9 protein-coding genes and 2 pseudogenes are annotated in these 12378 nt (G+C 46.3%); 10 read left to right on the top strand and 1 reads right to left on the bottom strand.

Annotated features, from left to right (window positions below; all coding sequences use genetic code 11):
• Positions 1-5 precede the first annotated feature (5 nt).
• From ACWQXP_RS13590 to ACWQXP_RS13555, 8 genes and pseudogenes are all read left to right on the top strand, one after another.
• Positions 6-287, top strand: a pseudogene (locus ACWQXP_RS13590) (DUF6484 domain-containing protein); the annotation flags it as partial.
• 96 nt (positions 288-383) lie between these two features.
• A pseudogene (locus tag ACWQXP_RS13585) lies at positions 384-521 on the top strand (DUF6484 domain-containing protein); the annotation flags it as partial.
• Between the two features lie 240 nt (positions 522-761).
• Positions 762-1874 carry a DUF2169 family type VI secretion system accessory protein gene (locus tag ACWQXP_RS13580; protein WP_454063415.1) on the top strand — a complete coding sequence of 371 codons (1113 nt, stop codon included), beginning with the start codon at positions 762-764 and terminating at the stop codon, positions 1872-1874.
• A 157-nt stretch (positions 1875-2031) separates the two neighbouring features.
• Complete coding sequence (locus ACWQXP_RS13575) at positions 2032-3078, top strand: 3-oxoacyl-ACP synthase (RefSeq protein ID WP_454063414.1); 1047 nt, start codon at positions 2032-2034, stop codon at positions 3076-3078.
• Positions 3075-4073 (top strand): DUF4150 domain-containing protein, encoded by a 999-nt coding sequence (locus tag ACWQXP_RS13570; protein WP_454063413.1) that lies wholly within the window; start codon positions 3075-3077, stop codon positions 4071-4073. The genes ACWQXP_RS13575 and ACWQXP_RS13570 overlap by 4 nt, the downstream gene beginning before the upstream one ends.
• Positions 4074-4089: 16 nt before the next feature.
• Positions 4090-5022 carry a hypothetical protein gene (locus tag ACWQXP_RS13565; RefSeq protein WP_454063412.1) on the top strand — a complete coding sequence of 311 codons (933 nt, stop codon included), beginning with the start codon at positions 4090-4092 and terminating at the stop codon, positions 5020-5022.
• Positions 5023-5049: 27 nt separating this feature from the next.
• On the top strand, positions 5050-6291 hold the full coding sequence (locus ACWQXP_RS13560; RefSeq protein WP_454063411.1) for a TIGR02270 family protein: 1242 nt from the start codon (positions 5050-5052) through the stop codon (positions 6289-6291).
• 52 nt (positions 6292-6343) lie between these two features.
• Positions 6344-6892, top strand: a complete 549-nt coding sequence (locus ACWQXP_RS13555) for a hypothetical protein (protein WP_454063410.1) — start codon at positions 6344-6346, stop codon at positions 6890-6892.
• A 220-nt stretch (positions 6893-7112) separates the two neighbouring features.
• Here ACWQXP_RS13555 and ACWQXP_RS13550 read toward each other — a convergent pair whose 3' ends face one another.
• Entirely contained in the window at positions 7113-7244 is a 132-nt protein-coding gene (locus tag ACWQXP_RS13550; RefSeq protein WP_454063409.1) for a DUF2442 domain-containing protein, read from the bottom strand.
• Between the two features lie 979 nt (positions 7245-8223).
• Here ACWQXP_RS13550 and ACWQXP_RS13545 point away from each other — a divergent pair.
• Both ACWQXP_RS13545 and ACWQXP_RS13540 read left to right on the top strand, forming a co-directional pair.
• Positions 8224-10323: a serine/threonine-protein kinase gene (locus ACWQXP_RS13545; protein WP_454063408.1), complete on the top strand. Its 2100-nt coding sequence runs from the start codon at positions 8224-8226 to the stop codon at positions 10321-10323.
• A gap of 131 nt (positions 10324-10454) precedes the next feature.
• Complete coding sequence (locus ACWQXP_RS13540; RefSeq protein ID WP_454063407.1) at positions 10455-12278, top strand: FHA domain-containing protein; 1824 nt, start codon at positions 10455-10457, stop codon at positions 12276-12278.
• Positions 12279-12378: the final 100 nt, after the last annotated feature.

Here is a 12378-nt window from a genome sequence, read left to right as displayed (position 1 = left end):
GGGCAATGGAAAGATTCCCAACTGAGAATGTCTTCGAAGTATTGACCTCAAAGGATTCTCACTCAATAGAAGATTCGTCAGAGCGAACAGTTCCTTCGATGAATGGAGTGATGCGAGGTGTCATCTCGGAGTTCGATCAGACGACAGGAAGCATTCAAATCATGGTGCCGCAGTTGTCTCTTCTAGAGCCTATGGTGGCACGGTCCACTGTGCCGATTACGCAGAACGATGTGGGAAGAGAAGTACTTGTGGCGTTTGAGGAAGGCGAAACAAAATCCGCATTTATCGTAGGGCTACTCTGGCACCAGGAACAGAATCTACTGGCTCAGACCAAACCAATAATAGCCAAAGTGGATGGAGAACAAGTCGTCATCGAGGGAAAGAAAGAAATCGTGCTCAAGTGCGGGAAGGCCAGCATCACGCTAACCAAAGCTGGAAAGATCCTAATTCGAGGGTCCTATCTTCTCAGTCGGTCTTCTGGAGTCAATCGCATCAAAGGTGGATCAGTCCAAATTAATTGAAAAGGTGGAAGAAACAATGTCCAACTGTTCATGCTGAGTGGTTCGACGGGCTCACCATGAAATCTAATAAATCATCCTGAGCCTGTCGAAGGATGGACACCTAACAAAACAGTCATCATGGAACTCCTCAATGCCACAAAAATGCAAGCCGGCTATACCATGGGGATGAAGCCCGATGGTCGAGAACTATTGGTTGTGGTCGTCAAGGGTGGTTCGGTCCAAATCAACTAAGTATTGGCCATGCAAATAACTAGTAATACCACAGGAATGGAAGCTGGGCTCACCATGTTTACCGATAAAGATGGTCGAGACCATTGTGTGGTGGTAGTCAAAGGGACATTTATCGTTGAAAAGGACGGCACAGCAGTTTTGGCGGAGGAGCAAACACCTCTGATCTATGCTGATGATCACTATGGCGATCCAGGAACAACGGCTATAAAATACGAATGTGACTTTGCACCATTCAAGTCTCGTACCGATGTTCTCCTCAACGGACATGCGTACTCTCCAACAGGTAAGCCGATAAGGAAAATGACTGTTGCGTTAGAGGTAGGAAAAGTCAAAAAAGAAGTTCGGGTAATTGGCGATCGTCAATGGAGGCGAAGACTATTTCGGCTTCGACCCTCCACCTCAACCCCGTTTCTTAAAATGCCGCTGTCGTTTGATCGGGCATTTGGGGGATCGGACCATACGCATGATAATCCTAAAAAACAAGGAACAGAGATGCGAAATCCGGTGGGGAGAGGATTTCACAAGAACGCGGCCTCGAAGACAATTCGCGATACCCCGCTACCGAATCTCGAAGATCCTCGATCTCTCATACGTAAATGGTCGCATGCCCCGGCTCCTGCTGGTTTCGGCCCTGTGGGACGAGGCTGGCAGCCTCGTATTCAATTTGCTGGTACCTATGATGATCAATGGCTGAAAGATCGCTTTCCATTTTTGCCTAACAATTTTGATTATCAATACTTTCAGTCGGCTCCAACAGATCAACAATTTCCTCACTTTTCAGGAGGAGAGGTCATTCGATGCTCGGGAATGACTTCTCAGGGTTCCTGGATGTTTATCGTGCCAATAGTCAAGGTTCCAATTATGTATAAGTTCCGTAACCGTGAAGTGCAAGAAAAGCCTAAACTCGATACGCTTATAATTGAACCCGATGTGGGCCGAGTTATGGTTACTTGGCGGACAATGGTGCCTCTTGGTCGTAAAATCCATGCGCTTCGTGAAGTCATTATAGGTAAGCCATCAACTCCAGTGCCCCCGAAGAGAACTCAATCCGGAAAATTGCACTTCAAGTCCATCAACGACCTAGTGGCTTGGAATAAAGGTGATTGGGCTTCAGAGCAATGAATAGCGTAGCGGTCGCATAAAATTCGCATGTTCACCCTGAGCCTGTCGAAGGGTGAGGAAAGGCGATGGGCTTTAGATATGGAACGACAGTCTCGCCATGATTCCGCAATCAGGATATTTTTGACTCCTAAGCAGGAGGCAGGAAGTAACTAATTCGATGTATATCACCTCAACCGGCATGGTTTGTCCTGTTGGTCTTAACGCCGAATCCGCATGTGCCGCCATGCGAGCAGGTATCACAGGGTTCGGGGAACTTCCATATCTCGATAATGATGGTGAGCCTATCGTTGGTGCCATGACGCCTGGATCAGACCCCGACTTCAAGTTCGAACAGCGACTCACAGAAATGATGACAGCGGCAGTGACTGATTGTTTGAAAGATTCTCCCACTATCTCACTAGAAAATATTCCACTTATAGCGTGCTTGCCTGAATCTGATAGGCCAGGAATACCGGTTGAATTGGCTGATCGTATAATTGCGCTTATAGAGGAGAAACTTCAACTGAAATTCCACCCAGAACTGTCTCGGACGATTTCTAATGGACATACCTCAGGGTTTCAGGCTCTTCAAATAGCTCGCGAGTTGTTTATGGCTAAAAATGTTTCTACCTGTTTGATTTGTAGTGTCGACTCTTACATAAATGCACGATCATTACTCTGGCTGGATCAATTTTTTCGTCTCAAAACACAAAAGAATTCTGATGGGATCATTCCAGGAGAAGGTGCAGCTGCAATATTGGCTTGTGCCAATGAAAATACGAATTCGGTAACCGGCACGAAACTCATCGGCCTTGGCTTTGGAACCGAACAAGCGACGATAATGAATGAGGATCCTTTATTGGGCCTTGGGTTGACTGAGGCTTCCAAGATGGCGCTTTCAGAAGCGGGCATCCAAATGCACGAGATCGGTTTTCGCCTCTCAGATGTGACTGGAGAAAGTTATGGATTCAGGGAGCAGGCACTTATGATTGCAAGAATTCTCCGCGTTCACCGTGAGGAGGATTACCCTATTTGGCACTGTTCTGAGTGCATTGGTAACACAGGTGCCGCGACAGGTGTCATTCAGCTAATTATTGCGTTCCATGCTTTCCAGAGAGGCTATGCTAAAGGAGAGATCGTAATGTGTTTCACGAGCGCGGACTCGGGAAAACGCGCCGTGGCACTGATCGCATCGCGCAGGGTAGGCAGGAAGACAAACGTATGAGCAACGAAGTTTTTGCAAACGGGATGGAGGTTGCTTGTAAGTCCGGGGATGCCAAGGTCATTGCTGCATTCCCAGATGTCTGCTTAAGTCCGCCTTCGCCTCCTGCCGGACCCATCCCTGTTCCGTACCCCGATTCGTCCTTCTCAAAGGATATGAAGAAGGGTAGCAAGAAAGTGAAAATTGATCGAAAAGAGGTAATGCTCAAGGATAAGTCGTTCTACAAGACATCCCCCTTGGGCGACGAGGCTGCCACAAAGAGTCTTGGGGCAGGTGTTATTACTCACACCATTACGGGTAAGACTTACTACGTGGCTTGGTCGATGGACGTTAAGTTCGAAGGGCAAAACGTCGATCGGCATCTCGATCTCACGACATCGAATCATGCAAGCCCAACGGCAACCGCGGCTGGACCTATGATTGGCGCAGAGAGTGGTTCGGGCGATAGCCATAAAGAAGAAATGTGTCCTTGTTGTAAAGCACCGATGCACTCTGAAGCACAAAAGAACGGAGAGAAAATGTCCGCATCAGAGTGGTATAACCCGGACACTTCTAACAAAACCCCAAACGCGAAGGAGCAAGCCGCTATCGACTACGCCAAGTTTCTCTTTGAGTATGCCAAGGAAAGCGGATGTGGAAATATTCTTCCATCAGAAGATCCTGAGGATCCATGTTCTGCTCACTATGCTGCAGAAACCCATGAATCTCAGGCAGCACGTAAACAGTATGACGAAGAAATGATGTCCCCACTTGCACCTAGGAATTATCTTATTAAAAAATACGGTCGAAAGGCTGCGAAAAGAATTCGTCAGCGTGGTCGGGAGTTGAGGGAGGCAAAGAAAGCTGGTGCAGTAACGATTGCGCATAAAACCGCTCTTGCTGCCGGGGGGTGCCCATTCGGGAAAAAAAATACCTCTCCAGTATCTCAAGAATGCTACGACGTAGAGAATCAACTCGGTGGTGTGCAGGGAGAAATAGCAAAATTTCACCGACGCTAAAATAATAATACTTTTTTTGATAGTTATATTTATGAGTGACAACGAAATTCCAGAATTTCTATACGGCTCTTTTGACTGGTTGGAAAATGGTTACCAAATTAGTGCTTCCTCGTCAATCGATCTTCTTGATGCAAGTTCTTTGAATTCCTCTAACCCTTGGATTGTCCTCGCTGGAGTCGTTGAACGAGCAAAAGTCAGGGACCATTCTTCGATCAAAGAGCTGAGACGGTTCTTTCACTTAAAGGAACCTTTCGCTCTTGCCAGAACTGCATTGCTAGTGGTTGGTAACGCAGGCACTTATGACGACATGCAGTTATTGGTACAGGCCATACAAAGTGACGATTCAGAGACTCGAAGATTTGCATGCCAAGCTGCATGCCAAACTGGATATCTGTGGTTGGTGCCGACGATGCTGAACGCTTGGGGTAGAGCTATTTCGCTTCACGATCACGAGATAATTGGATACGCAATTTCGGATCTACTAGAAACAGAGTCTGGAGAAATTGCTGCTGAAGCATCTATATATCCTCCACCTCCCCTTTCCCAAAGCATGTTGGACGATCCTCGTTTCGTAAAAGGGTTTGAACTTCGGGAAAAATTAGCTTTTAAGAAACCAATGTTTCCGACACTTGTTCAGAAAAAGTATGATGAAATGGTAAAACGATTCAGAACTGATCAGGTGGTTGTCTGGAATGGGCAGGTTTTTGATGTCGTCAATTTTGCAAAAGATTTTTTGTACAAGATCAAAAGTAACGTTGTTGGGGCTTATATCGATTATAGACAAAAATTTGAAGCTAGTACTGGGATTGACTGTAGTGCGTTTTTTCTGAATTCCGAGGTACAGAGATTAAATATATCGGCAACTCTGGAGGCATTTTTAGAATCTTCCGAAGTTGATAATTATGAACCTGGGGCAAGGTACTTTTTTGGTCATCAGATTCCAGTCTAATGGATTTATATTCAGGGGTAAAATTTGGTGGAAAAAGTAATTCCAGAAATTGTTTCCCAACATGCTGAAGAAGCCGCATTTCTTTGGCTCTTGAGGGAAGGGGTGACCAAGGCGCCGCATTACAATCTCAAAGATCTGGCTGAGCATGATGAGCGAGTTGAGGCGCATATTGATGGACTTCGAGTGGCTGGCGAGCCTGGCTGGGAGATTTGCAAAGAGCAGCTGAGTCAAGAAGAGCCTGGGGAGGTCTTTGCTGCATCTGGGCTCGCTTTTGAATCTGGCCAGCAAGACTGGATTAATTTAGTTTTAGAAGTTGGCTCAAAGTCTGATCAACTTGCTCGCGGAGTTATCTCTGCTTTGGGTTGGCTCTCTTTTGAGCAAGCCTCTGAGCATATACAAAAATTATTATCTGAAGAGTCAACAATTCTTAAACGAATTGGAGTTGCGGCGAGTTCAATCCATCGACAAGATGCTGGAGAAATTTTAAAAACTGCTCTTGCTCATGAGAATCTAGAATTGCGAGTTCGTGCTCTGAAAGCAGTTGGCGAATTAGGCAGATCGGACCTTTTGAACGACGTTCGAGTCCACTGTCATTCTGAATATATTTCATGCCGGTTTTCGGCTGCGTGGACTGCTGCTCGTTTAGGCGATGCAGCGTCTATCCAGGTTTTACAGGAATTAGCAATCAATAGTGGGTCGCTGGCCGAACGAGCTAGCGCGATGGCTCTGCGACGAATGCCGATCAAAGAGGCGCATGCTTGGCAACGAGAGTTAGCGAGTCGACCTGAGTTACACCGATTGGCAGTGCAAGCTGTTGGCGTGATTGGTGATCCTGTTTCTATGCCTTGGTTGATTGATCAAATGGCTATTCCTGAAGTGGCGAGAGTCGCTGGGGAATCGTTCAGCATGATCACTGGTGTTGATCTGGCTTACGATGATTTAGAGGGCGAATGGCCAGAAGGTTTCGAGGCTGGACCTACAGAAGATCCCGAAGATGAAAATGTGGAAATGGATGCTGATGAAGATCTGCCTTGGCCGAATTTCGATTTACTTCATAAATGGAGGGATGAGAGCAAGAGGAATTATCAAAATGGAACACGGTATCTCTGTGGCAAACCCATGACGATTGAGTCGCTTAAGGGAGTTCTTAAGACAGGCTACCAACGTCAACGCATAGCCGCCGCAATCGAACTTGCGATCCGGCAACCGGACACACCACTCTTCGAAACTCGGGCGCCAGGTTGGAGGCAGCAGAAATGCTTTGATTAAAAGGCAAGCATTGATCTTTTTTGATTTTATCAATCAATGTGTGAGGCCAAAAATGGCAGAGAAAACTAAAATTGTTTGGATTTTATTTGGTGATATGCATGATTTTGAAAATGCAATCCCCACACTCCGTAGTATCTATAAACGTTATGAGAAGGATTTACAGAATAAAGGATATACCTTAGGAATGTCGAAAGACTTAACATCCAAGCGGGGGCTTTTATCTCATATTTCTGACCCGTCTACATGGGCCTTAGTTTGGCATTCTCACGGTGAGTACAACAACTTTAATCAACCGAAAGGAAATATTGCAGATAAAGATGGACAAGTTATACGACCTACTGACGTGAAAGGAGCTAGTCCTAATCTTAAATTTGTGGCGCTACTCGGTTGTGGAATGACCGTACAAAAGTCAGCTTGGTTGCAAGCCTTTGGTTTGAAAAAGTTTAGTGATTCTAATCGGCGCATTGCTGGGTCTGGTGATTACGTCTGCTTCGGTAATTGCAAAAAGGCCTATAATTATCCACAGGAATTTGCAGCGTCCCATCGTTCCAATCCACTGTTGCCGTATAACTTTAAAAGTTGGGTAAACCAATTGCCATAAGTATTACTTTCGACTCCTAACCAGATGAACATCGTAGTCACAAAGAAAAAGGGGTCAGATCTAGTTTTATGAGTTCTGTAACTTTCGATACATTTTTTGTTGTTGGTGTGCTTGTTCTTTATGATAGGGCTGCTGAATGGCGACATTACTTCAGGGCTTAGCGCAATTACGATTTAGAAATTGATGCGTAAATGGACTTCCTTCGAATCGGTAGACACTCTTATACTTTAAAAGAAAGTATGCCACGGACACTAATGTCTTTGTCGATATCTGGCCAGTGGATACCTTGATCGTTTCCGATGATTTCATGGTGAGCCGTTCGACTCCGCTCATGATGTACGAGTCGAACCATTTCCGTTGTGAGAAGTGTAGAACGACCCTTCGACTGGGCTCAGGGTGATTGGTTGTAGAGCTCAGGATGTAGCCTTCGACCCTTCGATGAATACATTGTGAGCTAAGCCGAAGATCTCAGGATGCATCCTGTGGCGGGCTCATGCTTCGACCAGCTCAGCATGAATACTTTGATAGCATCTTTGACATTTTGACAAGCCTGCTCTGGATTCCTCGACTTCGCTCAGGATGCACTTGCCGAAGAGCTCAGGATAATGGACTTTATGCAAGTAGAGTCTGGTATAGATTGTGAGTGAATCCTGATATTGGGAGCTCTATAAAATAAGTGATGCCCATCGTCGGTAACGGATGTAAAACAGGTTCTAACTCCTGCATATCTGCACGACAATTTTTGCTAGCTTAGCCAAGCTGATGATTGTGCTCCCTTCAACAGTGTGATCGTAGAGATGTCCGAAGTCTTTTCTGTCGCCAGAAACCAAGTATTGGCATTCACAACGAATGGCTGTACAGAGAATAGGTTGGTTGCCAAACCGTTTTGCGAGAAACTTCATTTGTCCGACATTCGACTCGCGCATGCCCGGGAATATATCTGATACGGCCCCCTGAGTTCCAAAATCAGAGAGACTTGCTTGTCTGAGATCATGATTTTTCCTCAAGGATTTTATCTAATACTTCCACCATTTACACCAGAATTTCAAATTTGGAGTGCCTTGATGGGTGCAGATGCAAGTGGTCTCGACTATAACGACTTCTGTTATCCAGAATGAGCTTGAATGTGACTGATTACATTCGTTGCCTGTAATATCTATTAGACGTTTGTCTTGCGCTAAAGACCGTTCGTTTGTCTTGCCGAGTTTTCCCGTTATTCCTACATACTTCGCCCGCATACGTTTCGTCCCTCTTTCCAAATTAAGTTAAATCGGTATACTAATCTTGATTATGGCCCCATCATTTGTCTCAGTTATTTTGACATGACCCGTATGCACAGCGAAATTTTCTCTGGAAAGTACCACGTTCAACGGGAAATTGCTCGAGGGGGAATGGGAACAGTCTATTTGGCTGTGGACCAGACGCTTCATCGCGAAGTGGCGATTAAACTGCCCCATCCACATTTGAACAGCGATCCTAAGTTTGTCCGCAAGTTTCTCAAGGAAGCTCAGCGAATGGCGCAGATGAATCATGAAAATGTAATTCGGATCTATGAAATCGAAGAAGACGAAGGCGTGCATTTCATTGTGATGGAATATTTCCCGGGGCAAGATCTCAGACAGCTTCTTCAGAATAAAGGTCCACTCGAGCTTCCATTAGCTCTTCGAATCGCTATTTCAGTGACGCAGGGTCTGGTCTACGCACATAAACGTGAACTTATTCATCGAGATATTAAGCCTGGCAACGTGCTTCTTGACAATCAGTACAACGTCAAGATTGTTGATTTCGGAATCGCCGCGGCGTTAGGTGAGTCGTCTACAACGATGACCAGCACACTCTTGGGTACACCAGAGTATATGTCTCCGGAGCAAATTCAAGGAGTGCAATTGACGTCAAGTTCAGATCTGTATTCACTTGGAATGGTGTTGTACGAAATAGTGACGGGAATCACTCCCTATAAGGGACTTCCTTACCAAACTATACTGTTGAAGCTTGCCGATGACAGTTTTGAGCCCGAGTATGTTTTTCCGACTCACGTGCCCTCGTCGTTACAATTTCTTATTCGGGGTCTCACGAAGAAGAATCCGTATGATCGTTTACAGGACACGACTGTTGTCTTGGAGACGTTGCGTGGTTATCAACATCATCCTGATTTTCTCTTACCCGCGGGTGGTGTCATTGACTCTCATGTTACACAATCGCAAAAGACTGTCGTGTTGGATAGTCCACCCTCATCACAACAAGCAAATCCTGGCGATCACAAGTTGGCCCATGAGCGAGATGTTCAGGGATCCCCCGAATCTCATCGGTCCTCTACTCCGCCCGTAGCACGCTCCACCACTGCGGGTACGCTCTCACGTGAAGGAAATGCGACATCTGGACGTGGGGCATCAGACATTTCGGAGTCATTCAGTGAAGATTCTCCAACTCTTGAAATCGGTGGCGCACGTCAGCCTCTTGCGACATCGTCTTGGATGCTTCTGTCGTTTGCGGTGATTTTGATTGTGGGTGTGAGCGGGTATCTTTGGTTTCGAACGTCGTTCGATGTTCCTGTCTCAGTGTCGCCGGTTGAGGAGGAAGATTCCGCTGATGCAGATCGATCAGTCCCAGACGCCACTGTCGCAATCGAGAACGCAAGAAACATTATTGAGAAGATGGTAGTTCTTCAGAAAAAGACCCAGAATATCGAAGCACAGGTGACCTCACACGGTCTGAAGTTTGGACGAGCTGCACAACAACTTCTTGAACAACGGAAGCAAGGAGTGGCAGTCAGTCGGCGTCAATCCCTGCTCCCAGAACAGAGGCGGAGTCGGGAAATCATTTCTCAAAATTGGCAAGTGCTTGTGGAGGAACGAGCATCGGAATCAGTCGGTTTACATGAGATGATTGAGCGTCTTTCGACAGAAATCGAAGCGATATCGAAGGATAGTGTCTCTTTGCCTCTTAAGTCATTGACCCCAGCCATACAGGACACATTAGAGCATACACGAAATGGTCTCCTCGCTGCGCATCAAAGCTTGTCAACGCAGGTGACGCGAGTTGCTAATGAATGGCAACAATATGTCACTCAGATGAATACGACGTTAGCTCTTCCAGAAGCGCAGCCATCAGTACAAAAAGGGTTAGACGTAATTCTTGGAGAATTTCGTGAAGCGTATCAGCGCCAAGATTTAGCTTCACTTGAGGACATGACAACTATGTCTGAAAGTCGTGCTCGCATGCTTCGAGGATTGTTTCGGTATTGGGCCTCGTTCACCATCAAAATGAGCGTTCGGTTGCATCCTCCTGATTCGGCGACGGTCGTTGTGACATTAGAGAATATGATTGATCGTCAGGGACGTCCGATTAGCCGTGAGCGTGAACGCATTATTGGCACACAAACATTAACCATTGATAAGCAAGGAGAGAGTTGGGGGAAATTGGAATGGTAATTCTTGCAAGGTTGATGTCTAGTAAAGAGCCGTAGGAGCTTCAGGGTTTCTTCGTGCTCTTTTTTGTAATGTTTCATGTGTCTTTCTGTCATCTGTAAAGTCAGCCTCGATCACAAAGGAGTGATGTATCGATGACCGATGATCGCACTATTCAGTTGTCTGAATTGTTCCCGATCATCGTGCGCGTGGAGAAAGGCTTGATAAAAGAGAGAGAACATCGGTTTACGACGACCGTTCGTGTCGGACGATCTACTGAATGCAATCTCCAGCTGCTGGATCGCTCTGTGAGCAAATTGCATATGGAGATCCGGTTCGAAGGACGACAGTGGTGGATTCATGATTTGCAGAGTCGTAACGGAACGTTTCTGAATGGGACTCGCGTTGAACGCGAACCATTGGGTGAAGTGAATAGGTTGGAACTTGGACGTGGAGGTCCCATTCTGGATGTGACGGTTGAGGCGCTTGCGGATTTGCGGGAGCGGTCTCCGGTTGATTCTTCATCGGCTAGTTTTGTCAGAATAGATTCTAGCAAGGATAACTCATCGTTAGGAGTGGCACCTGAACCGGAAGTTCCGCGACCTATAGATCCGTCAGATGATCTTGAACGCCGCATTGCGCTGGCAGAAAAAGCGGCACAAGCTGCGGAAGCACGGCGATTGAAGCCGACCGATCGTGAGTCTATCCCAGAGTCACAGGAAAATTGTGAACTCTTGGAACGATTTGAGGATGAGGCTGAGATGCCCAGTTCTGTTGAGCAGCCATCAAGTGAGACGCCATCTCAACCTGTTTCCGACGTGGGGTCTGAGGTGGTTTCTGAGCCTTCTCCTCCCGAACAAGCTTCGATGACTCAAATCATCAGAAGTGCGCTCGATCGGCGGTCTGGCGAGGGGGCTGGCGAACGGACCATCATGATTAAACGAACATTCGATGACGTATTTAAACGCCGCTCTCGCAAATATCAAATGGCTATTGCCCTTGGTCTTTGTCTTTCACTGATTTTGGCTGGAGTGGCTTGGTATCAAACCTCCAAGATGGCTCATCTCAGAGTGATGGCGTCTGACCTGTTTTATTCGATGAAGACGCTGGAGTTAGAGCTGGCGAATCTCGAGGACATGGTCTTGCGAGAATTAAGTCCGACACAGGTGGAAAATATGTTGAAAAGGAAAAAAAAACTTGAATTAGCCCGACAACGAACGGCCCAAGAATATGAGAAATTCCTGGAGGATATTGGCATCTATTCACCTACTATGCCCCCACAGGATCGTCTTATTCTGCGGATGGCAAGATTATTTGGAGAAAGTGAAGTCGAAATGCCGGAAGAATTTGTTCAAGAAGTCAAACGGTACATCCGTAAATGGCAATCGACTAATGCGTTAGCGAAGGCCATTGCGCGTGCCAATAAACATCATTACGGAGACAGTGTGGCAAAAGCCATGCTCGCCGAACATATGCCCCCACAGTTTTTTTATCTAGGACTCAAAGAAAGTGCATTTAATCTAAAGGCTGTTGGTCCAAAGACTCGATTTGGTATTGCCAAGGGACCTTGGCAGTTTATTCCAACAACGGCCGTGGAGTATGGTTTGCAGACCGGACCGTTAGTTGATATTGAGCGGTATGATCCCCGCGACGATCGGCATAATTTTCAAAAGGCCACGCGCGCTGCCGCAAAATACTTGCGGTATTTATACACGACAGAAGCACAGGCATCAGGGCTTCTCGTGATGGCGTCGTATAATTGGGGGCCGACTCGTGTCAAAAAGCTGATACGAAAGCTTTCTCCGAATCCAAGAGACCGAAATTTTTGGCAGCTCATGAAGCAGTTTCAGATTCCACAACAAACAAAAGATTATGTGTTATATATTTTTTCCGCAACAGTCATTGGACAAGACCCTGAATTGTTTGGATTTCAGTTTCCTGCTCCGCTCCCAGAAAGCATGTTCTCCTCCTCGGACTAACGGTGGTCTCTCGTTGCAGCGTTATAGATCGGACCCTGCGATCCGTGAGGTGAGACATGCTATTAACATGTATCCCAGTATAACCCTTCTTATTAGATTC

The sequence above is a fragment of the Candidatus Nitrospira salsa genome (assembly GCF_965152625.1).
Note: the sequence above shows the minus strand (reverse complement) of the source record. Positions and strands in the feature narration are given on the sequence as shown.

Bases quoted from the DNA above. Each gene is read 5' to 3' on its own strand.
- ACWQXP_RS13540 (WP_454063407.1), top strand. From the start codon at position 10,455: ATGACCGATGATCGCACTATTCAGTTGTCTGAATTGTTCCCGATCATC.
- ACWQXP_RS13575 (WP_454063414.1), top strand. From the start codon at position 2,032: ATGTATATCACCTCAACCGGCATGGTTTGTCCTGTTGGTCTTAACGCC.
- ACWQXP_RS13550 (WP_454063409.1), bottom strand. From the start codon at position 7,244: ATGGTTCGACTCGTACATCATGAGCGGAGTCGAACGGCTCACCATGAA.
- ACWQXP_RS13545 (WP_454063408.1), top strand. From the start codon at position 8,224: ATGCACAGCGAAATTTTCTCTGGAAAGTACCACGTTCAACGGGAAATT.
- ACWQXP_RS13555 (WP_454063410.1), top strand. From the start codon at position 6,344: ATGGCAGAGAAAACTAAAATTGTTTGGATTTTATTTGGTGATATGCAT.
- ACWQXP_RS13580 (WP_454063415.1), top strand. From the start codon at position 762: ATGCAAATAACTAGTAATACCACAGGAATGGAAGCTGGGCTCACCATG.
- ACWQXP_RS13570 (WP_454063413.1), top strand. From the start codon at position 3,075: ATGAGCAACGAAGTTTTTGCAAACGGGATGGAGGTTGCTTGTAAGTCC.